Here is a 17428-nt window from a genome sequence, read left to right as displayed (position 1 = left end):
GGGGCAAACCGGTGGTTTGCCAATTAGGGTAGCCCTGTGTGGCACCTCGATAAAAAACAAGATGACGACGACGTGCTTTCCAAGTACCTTGGCGCGGTCCCCGGCGACCCGCAAAATGTGACCCGTCCACACAACCTCAGTCTGGGCGACCCGGCCTTCACCGCCGGCAACATCGCCGAACCGATCTGGCAGCGGTGGCGCGACGAACTCGCCGCCCTCGGCGGACGCTCGCCGCTGCTGCACTTCACCGACGAAGCCCGAACCCGCATCGAACTCAGCGCCACGCATCCCGGCGGTCTGCCGCAGTTCATCATCGGCAAGACCACCCTGCTGTCCAATCTCATTCGCGACGAGCTGGCCTTGCGCAACGCCCGCCTGGCCGCGAACGAGATCACCCAGAAGGGCATCGAACTGCGCTCCATGCGCGGCATTGAATCGGTCAACCTGGCCATCGGCCTCGCCGAGTGGCGTTACCAGGACGTCGATTACAGCGCCCCGGTGCTGTTGCGCCCCCTGGCCATTCGTCGGTACGGGCGCGACTACGAGCTCAAGCTCAAGGGCCAGCCTATTCTCAACCCCGAACTGGCCCGCGCCCTGAAAGACCAGTTTCAGATCGTACTCGACGCCGACGCCTTCGTGGCGCTCGCCGTGACCAACGGCGCGTTCAAACCGCAGCCCGTCATTGACCGGCTGCGCGGACTGACCTCGCACCTGCCCTGGTTCAACGTCGTACCCCGCCTCGTCGTCTCGTCGTTCGCCGACGTCGGCCGGGCGCTCGCCGCTGACGCCGGTTCGCTCGAGCATCCGCTGCTCGACGCCGTCGCCGGCAACATGACAGCCAGGGGCAATATCGCGACCGCATACAACCCGGTAGTGCCGATCGGCCAGGACGCCCGCCCACCGGCCACCGACACGCTGCTCGGCGACGCCGACTCCGAGCAGGAGAACGTCGTCGCGCAGATCGCGGCCGGCAACTCCCTCGTCGTGAAGACACTGCCCGGCACCGGCGGTACCCAGACCATTGTCAACGCGATCGGCTCGCTCGTGGCCCAGCACAAGCGGGTACTCGTGGTGAGCGCGCGCCGCTCGAGTCTCGACGGCATCCACGGCCGCCTCGTGCAGGTGGGCCTGCCCGGCATGGCCGTGACCCCGCGCACGCTGCGCCGCGACCTGATCCAGTCAATCACCCGCAACGAAAAGGCCACCCAGCCGCGTGTCGGCGACGTCGACGACGCCCTCGTACGCCTGCGCAAGGTGCTGCTCGACTACCGGTCCGCCCTCACTCGGCGAGACTCCGCACTGGGCGTCTCGGTGCTCGACGCACTCGGCGAGCTCGCCCGCCTCGCCCAGCTGCCCGAGCCGCCATCGACGACGGCCCGTCTCGACCGACACGCCCTCGAGCTGCTCGCACACTCCCGATCGGCCGCCGCCAACACCCTGATCAAGGCCGCCGTTCTCGGCGAGTTTCGGTACGGCCCCGGCGACTCGCCCTGGTACGGCGCCTCGTTCACCTCCACAGCGGATGCCTCCAACTCGCACCAGCTCGCCAAACGCGTCAACGAGCGTGAACTTCCCCGGCTGCTCGAACGGGCCAACGGGCTCATCAGCCAAACCCGGCTGCGCCCATTCGAGACGGTCAATGAGCTCGGTGTCTACCTGCGGTTGTTGCTGGATATCCGCGAAACTCTCGACAAGTTTCAGCCCGGCGTCTACGACCGGTCGCTCACCGAGCTGATCGCGGCCACGTCGTCGCGCCGGGAATCGTCCGAGATGAGCTCGGCCAGCCGTCGCCGGTTGCGCAAGCTCGCCGAGGAATACCTGCGCCCCGGCGTGCGGGTCACCGACATGAACGAGAGCCTGCGCCGCATTCAGAGTCAGCGCACGCTCTGGCAGCGCTACGCGGCCGCCGGCGTGACCCCGGAGGTGCCGGTCGGCATCAACGACGTGCACGTCGCTTTTCAGCGCGTCTGGGAAGACCTTGGACTGCTCGACGTTCCGCTCGGCACCGTTGGCACGCCGCGCATCCTCGCGGGGCGTCAGATCAACGAGCTGGTCTCGATGATCTCCGGCCTCGCCGCCGAGAGCGAGGTGCTCGCCAACCTGCACGAGCGCACCGCGCTTCTGGCGACCCTGCGCGAGCACAACCTCGACCCGCTCATGACCGACCTCTCCCAACGCCACGTTTCGGAGAAGAACGTCGCCGCCGAGCTCGAACTGGCTTGGTGGCAGTCCGTGCTCGAGACCATGCTCGCGAGCGACCGGGCCCTGCTAGGCGCCAACACCCAGGTTCTGGATCGACTCGAGGCCGATTTCAAACTCGTCGACGAGGCGCACGCATCCGCGACCGGCCAGCTGCTGGCGTGGCTGCTCGCCGAAACCTGGAAGATCGGCGTCGTCGACTTTCCCGAGGAAGCCGACCAGCTGCGCCGCCTGCTGCGCGCCGACCGTGCCACCCCCGCCCGGCTCAACGACGTCGCCCCGCACCTCGGCCGCGTGCTCGCCCCGGTCTGGCTGGCCTCGCCCTACGAAGTAGCCGGCATCAGCGACCAAATCACCTTCGACACCGTGCTGATCGTCGACGCCGGCGCCACCACCCTCGCCGAAAACGTCGGCGCTATTCGACGTGGCCGCCAGATCGTGGCGTTCGGCGACCCGGTCACCCAGACCCCCTCATCGTTCGAGACCGGCATTGCCGGCTCGGGGGAAGCAACCGCGCCCGAGGTGTCGGTCGACGCCCTCCACGCCGACTCCGCCCTCGCCCGCCTCGGCGAACTGCTGCCGACCCTCACCCTCACCCGAAGCTACCGGGCCGGCGGTGAAGACCTGGCGGAGCTCGTCAACCACCGCTTTTATGGCGGACGCATCGACTCGCTGCCCTGGGCTGGCAGTTTTCTCGGTCACGGCAGCCTCACCATCAACTATGTGGCGGGCGGGCGCGGCATGCCCGATGCCGACAGTGGCGCCATCGAGAGCGTTGACGCCGAGGTCGTGAAGGTCATCGACCTCGTGCTCGACCACGCGTCGAAGCGTCCGCGCGAATCGCTCATGGTGATCACCGCGAGCACCCGGCACGCCGTGCGCGTGCAGCAGGGTGTGCTCGCCGCGTTCGCGAAGCGCACCGACCTGTCGGATTTCATCCTGAAAGACCGCAGCGAACCGTTCACCGTGCTCACCCTCGAGCAGGCGGTGGCGCAGAGCCGCGACCGGGTCATCTTCTCGATCGGATACGGCCGCACCCCGCACGGACGCCTGCTGTCGAACTTCGGTTCGCTCGGCGAACCCGGCGGCGAACGCCTGCTGGCGATCGGTATGACGCGGGCCCGCCGCGCGCTCGACATTGTCTCGTGCTTCCGCCCCGCCGACATCGACGAGGACCGCCAGCGTCACGGCATCCTTGCGCTGTCGCAGGTGCTGAGCGAGACCGAAGCCCGTCGGGACGAGGTGCAGGTTCCCGACGCGAGCGAGGCCATGCTCGTGGACCTCGCCGGCCGCCTCGAAAAGCTCGGCTTCATCGTGCGCCTCGGCCACCGCGGCAAGCTCGCCCTCGCCGCCTCCTACGGCACCCGCGCGATCGTGGTCGAAACGGATGCCGTCGTCAATCGTGCGAGCCTGCGCGAGTCGTTGCGCCTGCGCCCCGAAGTGCTGCGCCGTCTCGGCTGGCACTACCTGCGCGTGCACAGCTTCGAGCTGTTCAGCAACCCTGACGCCGTCGCGGCGCGCGTGGCCGCCATCGCCGGTGTTCCGCAACAGGATGCCGCTGCCCGGCTCGGTACGACCGATGACGCCATCGCCCCGAAGCGGCCCGGCGCGTGAGCAGCGACGGCACAGCTAACGGTACGCCGCGCCCCGGCACGGTGCACCTCGGCACCGAGCGTCAGCCGATCATCAAAGCCGCGGGCAGGGCTCGGCGCGCGCAGCTGCTGCCCGCGCCGGACACCGACCCGAACCCGCACCCGCCGGTGCTGCGCGAAGAGGGGGGTGTCGCCTCGTCTGGCAGCCTGCCGAGCGCGAACGACGCGCGGTTACGGCAGGATCGTCCGCCGCATTGGTAGTGCGGTCTAGGCGGTATGCCGGGGCCCCTGGTCGGTGGCGCTGTTCTTGGCCAGCAGATCGCGGATCTCGGTGAGCAGATCGAGTTCGGTCGTGGGATCGGCCACAACGGCGGAGGGCACGCCGGTCGCCCGGCGACGGTCCTGAGCCTCTTTGAGCTTGTTCAGCGGCAGCACGATCACGAAGTAGACGACCGCGGCGATCAGCAGAAAATTGATGAGCGCGCCGATGACAGCACCGAACAGAATCTTGTCGCCACCGGGAAGCATCACGGGGAGGGCCTTCGCGAGCGAGTCGGCCTGGAAGACCGAGGCGATCAGCGGGTTGAAGACGTTTTTGACGATCGACGTGACGAGCGCGGTGAACGCCGTGCCGATGACGACGGCGACGGCGAGGTCGATGACGTTGCCGCGCATGATGAATTCTTTGAAACCGTTGATCACGGGGTGCTCCAAACGGATGACTTGGGAGACCGTCTTTGTCAGCGCCATGCTGTTAGGACGCCTTCGCGGCTGAAACGGAGGAGGACGACGCCGAGGTGTCCTTCTTGATCGGCGCGCGGTCGGCCTTCTTGTCGGACTTTGTCTCGGATTTACCCTCAGCGGGCTTGCTCGTCGACGAATCGCTCGTGCTGGCAGACTTCTCGTTCGTCTTGCGGTCGAGGTTCGGGTTAGTACGCTTCGAGTCCGACTTGGAATCATTGCTGTAGAAACCCGAACCGCTGAAGGTCACGCCGATCGAGGAGAAGACCTTACGGAGCTTTCCCTGGCAGGTCGGGCACACCGTGAGCGAGTGGTCGGTAAAGGCCTGCTGGATATCGAAGGCGGTGTCGCACTCGGTGCAACGGTAAGAGTAGGTAGGCACTGCATCTCCAGCTGGTTGAACTGGCAGGCAAACGCCTGCCAGTACTAAGGTTAGGCGCGCTCGCGCCCCCGCAGGTTCAGCACGAGCACGACTAGCGGTGAAAAATAATCAGAAAGCGATGATTCGGGTCGGCGTGACGAGGCCGTTGACCGGCTGATCGTGCACCTCGCGGGGTACCGCGTCGACAAATTCGCTGTCGAACACTACGGCATACACCGGTGGGCACTTCTCCATCGACCCCAGGGTCTTGTCGAAATAGCCGCGACCCCAGCCCATGCGCAGGCCAGACCCGTCCACAGCCGCCGCCGGAACGATGATGAGGTCGACGTCATTGATGGCGATCGGGCCGAGCAGGGTTCCGACCGCCTCAGGCATACCGGAAATGCCGTTGAATTCCTCGTCTCCCGTGCCGACGGTCCAGTCGAGCAGACCATCTTCGCGCGAAATCGGGAACAGAACACGGATGCCCTCTGCCATGGCCCAGGTAAGAAAAGGTCGGGTATCGGGCTCATTGCGGGCCGACAGATAGCAGGAGATTGACCGTGCCGACAGGTCGAGCACGAGGCTTTGAAGGTTCTTGGTGAAACCCGCCGTGGCTGCTTCGCGTTCATGGGAGGTCAGGTTCTGACGGCGTTCGCGCAGTTCCGCCCTCAGCGCACGCTTTCGATGACCTGTGTCGGAGTCCATATAAGGCATCCTACTTGCCGCTAACCTAGTGCCCATGGGTACCCCGATAACTAAAGCCGTCATTCCCGCAGCGGGACTCGGAACGCGCTTCCTCCCGGCCACCAAGGCCATGCCGAAGGAGATGTTGCCCGTCGTCGACAAGCCAGCTATTCAGTACGTCGTCGAGGAGGCGGTCGCGGCCGGCCTCAGTGACATATTGATGGTGACCGGTCGCAATAAGAACGCCCTGGAGAACCATTTCGACCGTATGACCGAGCTGGAAGCCATGCTCGAACGCAAGGGCGACCAGACCCGGCTCGCCAAGGTGCGCGAGTCCAACGAGCTCGCCGACATCCACTATGTACGCCAAGGCGACCCGCGCGGCCTCGGCCACGCCGTGCTGCGCGCCCGCATGCACGTGGGCAACGAGCCCTTCGCGGTGCTGCTCGGTGATGACATCATCGATGCCCGCGACCCGCTGCTGACCCGCATGCTCGCGGAGCAGGTCAAGCGCGGCGCCAGCATCGTTGCGCTGCTCGAGGTCGACCCTGCGCAGATCCATATGTACGGTGCGGCCGCGGTCGAGGCCACCGACGACCCCGACGTCGTGCGCATCACCGGCCTGGTCGAAAAGCCGAGCGCCGAGGACGCCCCGTCCAACCTGGCCATCATCGGCCGTTACGTGCTCTGCCCCGAAGTCTTCGATATCCTGGAACACACCAAGCCCGGCAAGGGTAACGAGATTCAGCTCACCGATGCCCTGCAGGAGATGGCCGTCAACCCGGAAAGCACCGGCGGCGTGTACGGCCTCATCTTTCGCGGGCGTCGCTACGACACCGGCGACCGGCTCGACTACATCAAGGCCATCGTGCAGCTCGCCGTTGAACGTGACGATCTCGGCGCCGACCTCAAGCCGTGGCTGCACGAATTCGTCGCCACGCTCGACTGACGCTCCGCCCAGCATCACCCAGCCAGACCGGGCTTCCCGGCCCACGACAGACAGGTGAACCGTGCCGATCGCAATTCCCAGCCTCTATGAGGGCTCCGTCACACTGCGTCCCATCCGTTTGCGCGATGCGCGCGCGCTCGAGGGCGAACTGCTGGCGAACCGATCGTGGCTGCGCAAGTGGGAGGCGACGAACCCGTACGCGCCGATGTCTTTCGACACGCGCGCGAGCATCCGCAGCCTGTTGACCCACTCGCGGTCGGGCAACGGCTTGCCCTTCATCGTGGAACACAACGGAGAATTGGCCGGCCAGCTGAACGTGTCGTCGATCGCGTGGGGGTCGCTGTCGTCGGCGACGATCGGCTACTGGGTGAGTGAAAAGTTCGCCGGCCAGTCCGTCACCCCTACGGCCGTGGCGCTCGCAACAGACTACTGCTTCTACCAGCTCGGCCTCCACCGCATGGAAATCTGCATCCGCCCGGACAATCAGGCGAGCCTGCGTGTCGTCGAAAAGCTCGGCTTTCGGTATGAGGGACTGCGCCGCCGCTATATCCACATCAATGGAGACTGGCGCGACCATTTCTGCTTCGGCCTGGTCTCCGAAGAACTCAGCCAGGGTGTCATGCGCCGTTGGCACGATGGCCTGGTACCAGCGGATGCCGCGCGCGTCACCGCGGCAGACCTTGCCTCGGCCGCGCAGCCGGTGCGTGTCATCACTCGATGAAGGTGATTTTCCCTGTTCGGGGGCGAATTCGGAGTAATAATCTCGATGACACACCATGGGTAATAACCGTGGGATCACCCTGTGACTCCTAGCGTTGTCAACATGAGTAGTGAGGCATTGGGTGGCGGGGTCATGGTGGCGGTAGCCGCTGTGCTGTGGGTTGCCTATTTGATGCCCACCTGGTCGCGCCGCAAGCAGTACCAGGCGACGGAACGAAATGCGGTGCGATTGCAGCAGGCACTGCGCGTCCTGGCTGAAACCGCTGAAATTCCGCGGCAAGTGCGGCTCGAAGCGACCGCCCGCACCCTGGCCGAGCAGCAGCGTGTTCTGGCACGAGCCGAGTATTCAGAGCGTGCCGAAGCGCAGGCGGTGGCGGATGCTGGGCGCGCCGTGCGCCGCGCCGCCGCAGTGACCGCCGCGGCGACACCGCGCCTGGCGGGGTCGCCGGTGCAGAAACTTCGGCGCCTCCGTCGGTTCCGCGGACTGGTCGCTCTGATGCTGCTGGCCGGCTTCGTGCTGGCTGTGGCCGGCATCGCTCCCGCTCTGGCGGGCTCTTTCACCGCGCTGGTCGGCGGCGTCGTCGTCACGGTGGCCGCGTTTGGCATTCTCGGCCGGCTGGCCACCGTCGCCCGCTCCGTCCGCATTGTGCGGGTGGAAGCCCCGATCGATCTGCCCGTGCTGATCGGTCAGGCCTTTGAGCCCGTGCAATGGGAGGCGACTCCGGCCGCCGCAGCGACCTGGACGCCGCACCCGGTACCGCGAGCACTGCACCTCTCGCGCGGATCTATCGCGCAGTCGGCGATGGCATCCGTTGAAGCGGCCAACCAGCTGCGGAAGGCAGCCGCCCAGGCGGAGGTCGCCCGCCGCGGGGCCGCACTCGCCGAGGAAGCACATCGGGCGGTCACGCCGATCGCCCGGCCCGCTGTCACGGCTGCGCCGAGCCGGTTTGCATCGATGGGCATTGTCGGCGAGACCGGGCCGGGCCTGACCGACCTCGACGCCGTGCTGCGTCGCCGTCGCGCCGTCTAATTCGCCTCGCACTCGGCAAGCGGCGAAACTGTTGGTCAGCCCGTGATATTCTTCAAAGGCAGTTTGGGGCTATGGCGCAGTTGGTAGCGCGTCTCGTTCGCAATGAGAAGGTCAGGAGTTCGAATCTCCTTAGCTCCACTCTAGAAGGGCCAGCATCCGTAAGGGTGCTGGCCCTTCTCCGTTCATGAAGCGGCTGCTGCATTTGGTCGGTGGATGGCGAACGGAGGACAAGGACTCTCGAGCACGGCTCCTATACGCTCGGGCGCAAGCAGCAGCTAAGCTTGCCTCGATAACAGGGGGAATTGTGGAGTGTGAAGGTCGGCAGGCGCCCGAGGTTGACGACGCGAGGCGAGTTGGCGGCGTCCGTGAACGGCACGAGCCAGATGACCAGAGCGTGCAAGCCCTCACCGCGTCATTCAAGATCGGGCGACGCGCCCTGGTCGTTATCTCGGCCGTGAGCGCACTTTTATTGATCGGCTCGATAATTGTCGTACAAGCTGCGTTGAGAGACACTGTGGTCAGTGACGACTTCTCGAATGATGCTGACGGATACAAGACCGAAACTGACAGTGGTCACCCGGTCGTCCTGTTTCCTTCGGGCTCTCCCCGAACTCCGCGGGTGAAGGACGGCTGGCTCGCCTTTGATGAGCGCTATGGGGTCCTGGGCAGCTATTACATCGTTGAAGTCCCCAAAGTGCGAAATGCGTCTGTTGACTTCACGTTTACGCCATGGAGCCAAGGCGGCGGTTTGTTCTGTCTCGCGTTCATGGAGGAGGACTTATCTAAGACGTTCCCAGAGGTACCGCGTTCCCCCATGCACCTGACAGTCAGCCCAACTAATTGGAGTCTTGACGTCTTCGATACAAAGGGTGACCAGTTGCGGACAGTTGCAGATGGCGCGTTTCAGACACCGCTGATCGCCGACGGGATCATCACCCATGCCGTCTCCGTTAGCCTAGATCCCGAAAATGGCGCCGTGAAGCTGACGCTCCCGACGGGTCAAGTCGTCGAGGTCTCAGACCCTGCATTCAAAGTCATTCCAAACTTCGCTTACATTGAGTCCTGGCGGACCACGGCCGATACGGCCGAGACCTTGGCGAAGGTCCGGGCGTGGCAGGCAGACGCAAATCCCACATTCAATGCTCGCGATAAGTGAGACTGCGTTCGGTCGGTCCGGACGTCCCCGAAACTAGAGGCCCAGTAGGATGATCTCGGGGCACCTATCTGGTTGCTATCTGGTTATTTCGAGCAATCAAAGGGCGGGCGTCATGTCCTCGCCGCAGTCCTGATAGTGGGTAATTTTTAGTGGTCTTCTCTAGTCCAACGTTTCTTTTTCTGTTTCTCCCGCTGACTCTCCTCGTCTACCATGCGATTCCAGTGCGATCTCGCGCACGCAACGGTTGGCTATTGATTGCCAGCGTTTTGTTCTATTTTTGGGGTGCTGGCAGCGCGATTCTTGCGATCGTATTTGTCGCACTGACGAGCTTCGGCGGCGCATACATCGCATGGCTCATTGCTCGACGCTATGCACGGCTGCTCCCCGCTGGCTCCGTCTACAAACTCACTATCCCGTCCGCGGTCACGATACTGATTGTGCTTGTACCGCTGATTTCGTTCAAGTACATCCCACAGTTCGCAACGTTGCAGGTGCCCGTATTGTCATCCGCTCTGAGCTCCATGGGAGCAGCGAGTTGGGTGCTTCCGCTCGGAGTCTCGTTCTTCACCTTTCATGCCGTGTCGTTTGTCATCGACTCAGCGAGGGAGGGACGCCCGCTCACAAAATCCTTTCCTTCCTACCTTCTCTATCTGTTCGTTTTTCCGCACCAGATTGCGGGACCAATCGTCAGGTATTCTGAAATTGGTTCACAAATCGAGGGCGTCCGGAGGATCTCGTCGAGGCAAATGGGCTACGGGATCACCAGGTTCACTTGGGGGCTCGCGAAGAAAGTACTCATTGCGGATAACTGCGGCGTCATTGCGAACGCTATGTTCGATAACGCCGCCAACCCGGACTCACTGTCCGGGGCCGGCGCTTGGCTGGGCGCCCTCGCCTATGGGCTGCAAATCTATTTCGACTTCAGTGGCTATTCCGACATGGCCATCGGCCTAGCGCAGATGTTTGGGTTCCGGTTTCCTGAGAACTTCCGTGCTCCGTACACGGCCTCCAGCGTTACCGACTTCTGGCGGCGCTGGCACATCACTCTCACGAAATGGTTCCAGGACTACATTTACATTCCGCTGGGCGGGAACCGTCGAGGAGTATGGGTAGAGTACGGCGCCCTCCTACTGGTATTTTTGCTTACATCGCTCTGGCACGGGGCTCTGGTGGGCTTCCTCATATGGGGTGGCATGCACTCGGCAGCCCTTCTCTTCGAGCGAATCACCGGGCTGCGTAAGGTCAAATCCTTTGTTCTCGTAAGACGTTGCCTAACCCTCATCTTTGTTCTTGTCGCATGGGTGCCGTTTAGGGCTTTGGAAGCGCAGAAAAGCATTGACATCTGGCAGGCAATGGTCCTTGGGCCGTGGGACTTTACGTCGCCAGAACTTTTGGTTTCGCTGACTCCATTCACTCTGACAGCGATGTTCGTCGGATCACTGAGTTTCTTCATGGGTTCGCGCCAAACCGGCTTTGAGACAATCTTCGGAAAAGCTGAGGCGGTCACGATGAACGGCTTCCGATGGAAAACCGCCTGGGCGCTCGTCCCGATTACTCTCGCCGGGACATTGGCCATGGTCCTTCAAGCAGACTTCAGTCCGTTCCTATACTTCCAATTCTGAGGTGACGCACGTGCACGAAAAAGACACGACGGACCAACCGATCGCGACGCGGGAGCTGCCACGTTGGGCATCAACTGCACTCATTACCGTGTTCAGCGCGGGGCTGTTGGGCGTATGGCTCATCCCAGGCAACGCTGCCGGCGCACAGAATCGAGAGCCAGTTCCCTACCCTTCCTACTCCGTATCCACGGCGGTTGATGAAGCGACATACAAGGGAATCGACGCAGCCCTGCGCGACCGAATCGGTGCACAGGTCATGGTTTCGGAAGCCGTTGGCAACATGTCGAAACGCGCTCTCGGTAAAAGCCCGACTCCAGCCGTGGTGATTGCCGATGACGGTCAACCGTTTTTCGCCGAAGATTTCGTCCGGCCGTGCCGTGAAACAGAAGCGACACTGGACGTAGTCAGGGCGGGGCTTCGAGAGGACCAAGCATCGCTAAACGCCGCAGGCAAGTACGTGCTTTTCATGGTCGCGCCGGATAAGTCGTCTATTCGTCGCGATGTCGTCGCTTCAATCTCCCCAGACTTGCTGCGGTGCAGCGATTTTGTCCGCTCGCACTTCGAGTCATGGGAGACCGACGGCGATCTTCCGTTGATTACTCTCTGGGACGACGTGGCGAAACTTGATGAGGGGCCGTTGAACGCCTACATGTTCAACGACACGCATTGGAATGCGGCAGGGTCGATGGCCATGTCTTCAGCATTGATGCGTCGGTTGGTTGTCGACCAGCAGGTGTCTGAGTCTGTCCTAGATGACATGGAGGAACCTGTCTTCAGCGAGCCAACGCCATATGTCACTGACCTGAACTCGGTGATGGGCGTGACGGACGTGAACTATCGAGGCACTGCCTCATTCCTGCGGCCGGGGGTTACAACTGTCGGCGAGACGGTCGTCGGACCGACCGGGCAGATGCAGCTCCACTACACGTCGACGTCCACGACAAGAGCTTTGGTCCCGGGAAAGACGCTCATCCTGGGGGACTCGTTCATGCTGACGCAGATGCCCACTCAGCTTCAGAATTTCTTTGAGGATGTGACCATCGCTGATCACCATGAATTCGCGCAAGCAGGGCAGTTTGACCGAGTCATAGTTGAGAGAGTGCAGCGATACGGCGCGACAGGGGACTGGCCATCGCTCACGTCGACACTGAAATAGGGCGAGCATGACCGTTCAGGTCCCATCGAGTCTCATCACTGCTGCGGTGCCCGTTCATCGAGACGCTCGACAACGTGGCGGAATAGAAGTGCTCCCCGATCGTTGGACAGGTCGCACGAAAAACCTCGCCACCCAATCCGTAAAGACTGAGCGGCGGGGCATTGTCGTGCTCGTACTACCTATGGGGGTGGGTTAGGACACTGTCGACGCGATCGGCACAATCGCTGCGTCAAGTTTGGCCTGAGCGCCCCCTGCCGTGGTGAATTGTTCGCCGAGCATGGTAACCGTCACGGGAATTGCGGCGAGGTTCGCGCGTCGCTTTTGCTCTTTGATCACTTTAATGCAATCGGCGTCGCGTTCGCTATAGATGAGGATTTCGAGGTTGATCGTTATGCCGCGTTACCGGGTAGTGAGGTGGGCCAAGATTGCTGAGAATTCCGGCTATCTATGAATCCGTCAGACCCACCTGGGCCTGGGATCGTTGACTTAGTAGCAAACCCGCCGTATAGACCTGACGCGCCGACTGAAGCAAAGTGCACGGACTGGGCGCCTCCTGCCGTCGATAAAAAGGCTGCACAAGAGTACGGAATTTTAGCCGGTGCAAAGCCATAGGAAGATCAATGGTCTGCCCGCTAACCGTAGCTACTGCGCCTATGTTCGGAAGTGCCAGGTTCAAAGTTTTCCGACGGATAACTAGGCCTGCCGCTACTGCGGATTGTGGAGCGAACCCGTCGAGTCAGCCAGTGCTCATGACACCCGCAGCCGTCCAGCTTGTGATGGCCCGCAGCCCTGTGGCACCTTCAACGATGGTCCACGCCGCTGCATTCCCCCGGTCGCCTTGCGCCATACGCTCACGCCCAGTGTGGAAACGGTATCCACGTAGAGCATTCCGACGTTCGCCGTCGCGACTCCCTGCGGCGACCCGCTGCCGGTCGCGACCTGGCCCGAACAATACTGTGACCGCACACAGTAAAATCGCCATTGACCTCGGACGAATGCACCTTTTAGGTTCCTGTTAGAGCTTAATTGGCTGTAACCGCTCGCGGGTTTGATCGGCTGGAGGCGCAGAGTACTTTGAATCGTCAAGGAGGACGACATGCGGGTTGTTTCACGAGGCACGACAATGAAGGCGGGAGCCGCGATACTCGCCGGACTCGTTCTCGCCACGACCATCTCAGCGCCAGCGATAGCGGCACCGGTCATTGCCAATCCGAGTTTCGAATCCAGCGCGAGTGTACTTACGGGCTGGACCGTGACCGGTACAACGTCGGCTGCGACCATCGGCACGGACGCCCCGCAGAGCGGTGCGCGCAGGGCGAACCTCTGGTCGGCCAGCGCCTACACGACCGAAATCGCCCAGACCGTCACGAACCTCGCCGCTGCCTGGTACACGGTACGGGTCTGGGTGAAATCGGGTTCGGCGACGCCGGGCCAGGCGCTCGACGTGACCACGGTCGGGCTGCGAAATTGCGGGGCGAGCGCAAAGTCCGTGACCGCACCGAGCACCGAGCAGGACAACGGCTGGGTGCAAGTTGCCGTTTCGGCGTATGTCAGTGGCGGCAGCTGCACCATCGCGCTCAAGACGTCCGCAACCGTGGGCGGGGCCTGGGCGCAGTTTGACAACGTCACGATGACCAATGAACGCATCCTGCACGATCCGCGGCGCCGATGTCTCAACGCTTCCCAAGAACCAGGCCTTCGGCGCACTCTATAAAGACGCAGCGGGAGCGACCATCGCACCGCTCACCCTCTTGGCATCGAGCGGCGTCAACTATGCCCGCATCAAGGTGTGGGTGAACGCCGCCGACGGCTACAACAACAAGGCGAAGGTTATCGCGCTTGCCCAGCAGGCGCAGGCGGCTGGAATGAAGATCCTCGTCGACTTCCACTACTCGGATACCTGGGCCGACCCGGGAGCGCAGAAGATCCCGGCGGCGTGGTCGAGCTACGACCTCAGCGCTCTCGCCTCCGCGGTGACAGCGCACACGGACGACGTGCTCAACGGGCTCAAGTCTGTTGGAGTTACCGCTGACATGGTGCAGATCGGTAACGAGATCAACCCGGGGATGCTCATCACCGGTGGTGCGGCATCCGGAGCGGTGTCGAACTGGACCAACCTCGGCACGCTACTCAAAGCCGGCTCGAATGCGGCCCGCGCCGTGTTTCCGAGCACGAAGATCATCCTGCACCTCACCAACCTCAATAACGGCGTGGCGACGCTACAGTCCTGGTATAACAGCGCGGTCGCGCAGGAAGTCTCGTTCGACGTCATCGGGCTGTCGTTCTATGGTTACTGGCATGGCAGTCTTGCCTCGCTGCAGAGTGGAGCAAACACCCTGCTCGCCGCGTTCCCGACTAAGACGCTCGCCGTCGTCGAGACGGCCTACGGCTTCACCCTGGCACAGGATGACGCGGAGCCCCAGATATTTGCGGCAGCCCGGGTGATCCCCGGTTACCCGGCGACCCCGGCCGGGCAGGCGTCACATCTGCGTGCGGTGCAGAACATTGTCGCGGGACTGCCGGCGAACCGCGGCCTTGGAGTCTTCTACTGGGAGCCCACCTGGACCGCGGTGGCGGGCTCCGGTTGGGACCCGACCAACCCGGGCTCCGGGAACGGCTGGGAGTACCAGGCGATCTTCGACTACAGCGACAGGCTGCTGCCGGTCGGACGGGAGTTCGCGGCGGATCCCGGCCAGTAGGCCAGGCGAGGGCGGGCGACGCGGCCGCGGACGGCGGCCGTGTTGACGGCCTAGGCGATCGGCGGGCGCTGCAGGGTCTGGCTGATGCGGCTGGCCTCCTCGAGCAGCAGTTGGCCGAGGACCCTCTGGCGCTCGGAGTTGAATCGCGGCTCGATGCCGGTCAGCGAAAGCGCCCAGCCGGGGCGGCCGCTGCGGTCGAAGATGGCGGCGCCCATGCCCCAGCTGCCCTCCAGGATGAGTCCGGGGTTCACCGCATAGCCGGTGACCCGGGTGCGCTCGAGATTGGCGCGGATGCTGGCGGGGGAGTGCTGACCGCCCCAGCGAGCCGCGAACGCCTCGGTATCGACGAGAAGGGCATCCACTTCGGGCTCGGGCAGGTAGGCCAGAATGGCCAGTCCAGCGGATGCGACGCCCAACGGAAAACGCACCCCTTCGTGCAGCACGAAGGAACGGATCGGGAAGCTGCCCTCTTCGCGGAGGAGGCACACGGTTTCGGCGCCGCGCCGGATGGACAGGAACGCGCTCTCGCCGGTCTCTTCGGCCAGGCGGACGAGGCTCGGCCGGGCGAGTTCTTCGATCGGGTAGCGGGCGGCGGCGACGGTTCCCATGACGAAGATCTCGGGGCCATAGTGCCAGGTATGGCGAACGGCATCGTGGTCGAGCAGGCCCTCGGCGGCGAGCGATGTGAGCAGGCGGTGCACGGTGGGCCGGGTCAGGCCGGAGTCCCGCACGATCTCGGTCAGGGGGGTGCCGGAGGGATTGCGACCGACCAGGCGCAGCAGCAGGGCGATGCGGCCGACGACCTGTGCCCCCTGCACCGGCTGTGCCGGGAGCAGCGGCTGTCCGTCGCGTGCCCTCTGCGTCTCGTGTGTAGGTGGCTGAGTGACCATGTCGATACCTCTGTCCATAATGTGGATAATTTGCAGCCTACTGTTCACGGGGTGGAGTGGCAACAGGATAACGATTGACAGGGTCTGTCGGCGCTGAATACCATGACGTAACGAGGTAGTGTCCACGAGGTGGACGGCACGTTCGACACCACTCAATGAGGAGACAGTATGTCCAAGGTTCAGGCCAGCGCGAGCGAGGCGTTGCACGACGTTCTGCGCGATGGGATGGTGCTCGCGGTCGGTGGATTCGGGCTGAGCGGTATTCCGGCCGATCTCATCGACGCGGTGCGGGCCTCCGGTGTCAAGGATCTCACCGTCGTGTCGAACAATATGGGTATCGACGGCAAGGGCCTCGGCGTGCTGCTCGAAGCGGGGCAGGTGCGGCGGGTGATCGCCTCCTATGTCGGTGAGAACAAGCTGTTCGCCGAGCAGTTTCTGGCCGGCGTGCTCGAGGTCGAATTCAGCCCTCAGGGCACCCTGGCCGAGCGGCTGCGGGCCGGCGGCGCGGGCATTCCGGCGTTCTATACCAAGACCGGCGTCGGCACGTTGATCGCCGAGGGTAAGCCGCTCGCCGACTTCGACGGTGAAACCTTTCTGCAGGAGCGCGGAATCGTCGCGGACGTCGCCTTGGTCAGGGCCTGGCGCGCCGACACCCTCGGCAACCTCGAGTATCGATTCACGGCCCGCAACTTCAACCCGGTGGTCGCCACCGCCGGCCTCGTGACGATTGCTGAGGCCGAGGTGATCGTGGAGCCCGGCGGTATCGATCCGAACCACGTGATCACCCCCGGTGTCTATGTGCAGCGCTTGATTCAGGCCTCGGCGCGGGTCAAAGACATTGAACAGCGCACGGTGCGCAGCCGGCCCGTGCTGGCCAGCTTGTAGTCGAGGAGAAGAACCATGGCTTGGACCAGAGATGAAATGGCCGCGATCGCGGCGCAGGAACTCAGTGATGGCGATTACGTGAACCTCGGCATCGGCATTCCCACGCTCGTCGCCAACAACCTGCCGGAGGGTGTCCACGTGACCCTGCAGAGCGAGAATGGGCTGCTCGGCATGGGACCGTTCCCGTTCGAAGGCGAGGAAGATGCCGACCTCATCAACGCCGGCAAGCAGACCGTCACGGTGCTCCCTGGGGCGTCGATCTTCGATTCGGCGACCTCGTTCGGCATGATCCGCGGCGGTCACGTGAAGGTCGCCATCCTTGGCGCCATGCAGGTGTCCCGGCGGGGCGATCTCGCCAACTGGACCATTCCCGGCAAAATGGTCAAGGGTATGGGCGGCGCTATGGACCTCGTCGCCGGCAGCCCGCGTGTTGTCGTGCTCACCGAGCACGTCGCCAAAGACGGCACGCCGAAGATCGTCACCGAATGCACCCTGCCGCTGACCGGCGTGCGGGTCGTCGATCGCATCATCAGCGACATCGCCGTCTTCGACGTGACTCCGGCCGGTCTCGTGCTTCGCCAGCGGGCCCCCGGCGTGAGCCTGCAAGACGTGGAGGACACCACAGAGGCAGCGTTCACGGTCGCGGAAACTGCTCCGCCCCGGTAGTGCGAGGAGCTCGCTCCGACCCGGTGCAGAGGATGCCGTGGCGCAGCCCACGCGAGCCGGCCCGTGCTGTGGGCG

16 protein-coding genes and 1 tRNA gene are annotated in these 17428 nt (G+C 63.6%); 13 read left to right on the top strand and 4 right to left on the bottom strand.

All coding sequences use genetic code 11. The features are described from left to right. Positions 1-36 precede the first annotated feature (36 nt). Together E3N85_RS06970 and E3N85_RS06965 are read left to right on the top strand one after the other, a co-directional pair. Entirely contained in the window at positions 37-3813 is a 3777-nt protein-coding gene (locus tag E3N85_RS06970; protein WP_241978356.1) for an AAA family ATPase, read from the top strand. Further along, positions 3810-4052: a hypothetical protein gene (locus E3N85_RS06965; RefSeq protein ID WP_134461282.1), complete on the top strand. Its 243-nt coding sequence runs from the start codon at positions 3810-3812 to the stop codon at positions 4050-4052. The genes E3N85_RS06970 and E3N85_RS06965 overlap by 4 nt, the downstream gene beginning before the upstream one ends. Before the next feature lie 6 nt (positions 4053-4058). On the opposite strand, the gene mscL is transcribed toward E3N85_RS06965, so the two are convergent. The 3 genes from mscL to E3N85_RS06950 form a co-directional block, all read right to left on the bottom strand. Beyond that, positions 4059-4541: a large conductance mechanosensitive channel protein MscL gene (gene mscL, locus E3N85_RS06960; protein ID WP_370289131.1), complete on the bottom strand. Its 483-nt coding sequence runs from the start codon at positions 4539-4541 to the stop codon at positions 4059-4061. A 4-nt stretch (positions 4542-4545) separates the two neighbouring features. After that, positions 4546-4914, bottom strand: a complete 369-nt coding sequence (locus E3N85_RS06955) for an FmdB family zinc ribbon protein (RefSeq protein ID WP_134461279.1) — start codon at positions 4912-4914, stop codon at positions 4546-4548. 108 nt (positions 4915-5022) lie between these two features. After that, positions 5023-5601, bottom strand: coding sequence for a 5-formyltetrahydrofolate cyclo-ligase (locus E3N85_RS06950; RefSeq protein ID WP_134461276.1), 579 nt, complete (start codon positions 5599-5601; stop codon positions 5023-5025). A 34-nt stretch (positions 5602-5635) separates the two neighbouring features. Between E3N85_RS06950 and galU the strand changes: the two genes are divergently transcribed. From galU to E3N85_RS06910, 9 genes are all read left to right on the top strand, one after another. Then, entirely contained in the window at positions 5636-6529 is an 894-nt protein-coding gene (gene galU, locus E3N85_RS06945; protein ID WP_134461273.1) for a UTP--glucose-1-phosphate uridylyltransferase GalU, read from the top strand. A gap of 61 nt (positions 6530-6590) precedes the next feature. After that, positions 6591-7250, top strand: a complete 660-nt coding sequence (locus E3N85_RS06940) for a GNAT family N-acetyltransferase (protein ID WP_134461270.1) — start codon at positions 6591-6593, stop codon at positions 7248-7250. A 102-nt stretch (positions 7251-7352) separates the two neighbouring features. Then, a complete protein-coding gene (locus E3N85_RS06935) occupies positions 7353-8279 on the top strand; it encodes a hypothetical protein (RefSeq protein ID WP_134461267.1) in 927 nt (308 codons plus the stop codon). Positions 8280-8344: 65 nt separating this feature from the next. After that, positions 8345-8417: transfer RNA gene (locus E3N85_RS06930), tRNA-Ala, on the top strand. A gap of 256 nt (positions 8418-8673) precedes the next feature. Further along, the gene (locus E3N85_RS06925; RefSeq protein WP_134461264.1) at positions 8674-9435 is read left to right on the top strand and encodes a hypothetical protein; all 762 of its coding nucleotides are present in this window, start codon (positions 8674-8676) and stop codon (positions 9433-9435) included. A 221-nt stretch (positions 9436-9656) separates the two neighbouring features. Beyond that, complete coding sequence (locus E3N85_RS06920; protein WP_134461261.1) at positions 9657-11057, top strand: MBOAT family protein; 1401 nt, start codon at positions 9657-9659, stop codon at positions 11055-11057. 1 nt (position 11058) lies between these two features. Beyond that, entirely contained in the window at positions 11059-12213 is a 1155-nt protein-coding gene (locus E3N85_RS06915; protein ID WP_134461258.1) for a hypothetical protein, read from the top strand. Positions 12214-13309: 1096 nt separating this feature from the next. Continuing rightward, positions 13310-13927, top strand: a complete 618-nt coding sequence (locus E3N85_RS16535) for a hypothetical protein (protein ID WP_198412071.1) — start codon at positions 13310-13312, stop codon at positions 13925-13927. Beyond that, complete coding sequence (locus tag E3N85_RS06910; protein WP_198412070.1) at positions 13851-14912, top strand: glycosyl hydrolase 53 family protein; 1062 nt, start codon at positions 13851-13853, stop codon at positions 14910-14912. Before E3N85_RS16535 ends, E3N85_RS06910 begins: the two co-directional genes overlap by 77 nt. 50 nt (positions 14913-14962) lie before the next feature. Here E3N85_RS06910 and E3N85_RS06905 read toward each other — a convergent pair whose 3' ends face one another. After that, on the bottom strand, positions 14963-15802 hold the full coding sequence (locus tag E3N85_RS06905) for an IclR family transcriptional regulator (RefSeq protein WP_134461255.1): 840 nt from the start codon (positions 15800-15802) through the stop codon (positions 14963-14965). A 168-nt stretch (positions 15803-15970) separates the two neighbouring features. Between E3N85_RS06905 and E3N85_RS06900 the strand changes: the two genes are divergently transcribed. Both E3N85_RS06900 and E3N85_RS06895 read left to right on the top strand, forming a co-directional pair. Continuing rightward, positions 15971-16687, top strand: coding sequence for a CoA transferase subunit A (locus tag E3N85_RS06900; RefSeq protein ID WP_134461252.1), 717 nt, complete (start codon positions 15971-15973; stop codon positions 16685-16687). Positions 16688-16702: 15 nt separating this feature from the next. Further along, complete coding sequence (locus E3N85_RS06895) at positions 16703-17353, top strand: CoA transferase subunit B (RefSeq protein ID WP_134461249.1); 651 nt, start codon at positions 16703-16705, stop codon at positions 17351-17353. Positions 17354-17428: the final 75 nt, after the last annotated feature.

Origin of the sequence: Cryobacterium sp. Hz9 (genome assembly GCF_004402825.1) — a bacterium.
Lineage (GTDB): Bacteria > Actinomycetota > Actinomycetes > Actinomycetales > Microbacteriaceae > Cryobacterium > Cryobacterium gelidum.
The sequence above is the reverse complement of the archived record's forward strand: the minus strand, read 5'-3'. Positions and strand labels throughout refer to the sequence as shown.

Bases quoted from the DNA above. Each gene is read 5' to 3' on its own strand.
- mscL (WP_370289131.1), bottom strand. From the start codon at position 4,541: ATGGCGCTGACAAAGACGGTCTCCCAAGTCATCCGTTTGGAGCACCCC.
- E3N85_RS06950 (WP_134461276.1), bottom strand. From the start codon at position 5,601: ATGGACTCCGACACAGGTCATCGAAAGCGTGCGCTGAGGGCGGAACTG.
- galU (WP_134461273.1), top strand. From the start codon at position 5,636: ATGGGTACCCCGATAACTAAAGCCGTCATTCCCGCAGCGGGACTCGGA.
- E3N85_RS06935 (WP_134461267.1), top strand. From the start codon at position 7,353: ATGAGTAGTGAGGCATTGGGTGGCGGGGTCATGGTGGCGGTAGCCGCT.
- E3N85_RS16535 (WP_198412071.1), top strand. From the start codon at position 13,310: ATGCGGGTTGTTTCACGAGGCACGACAATGAAGGCGGGAGCCGCGATA.
- E3N85_RS06910 (WP_198412070.1), top strand. From the start codon at position 13,851: ATGAACGCATCCTGCACGATCCGCGGCGCCGATGTCTCAACGCTTCCC.
- E3N85_RS06905 (WP_134461255.1), bottom strand. From the start codon at position 15,802: ATGGTCACTCAGCCACCTACACACGAGACGCAGAGGGCACGCGACGGA.
- E3N85_RS06900 (WP_134461252.1), top strand. From the start codon at position 15,971: ATGTCCAAGGTTCAGGCCAGCGCGAGCGAGGCGTTGCACGACGTTCTG.
- E3N85_RS06895 (WP_134461249.1), top strand. From the start codon at position 16,703: ATGGCTTGGACCAGAGATGAAATGGCCGCGATCGCGGCGCAGGAACTC.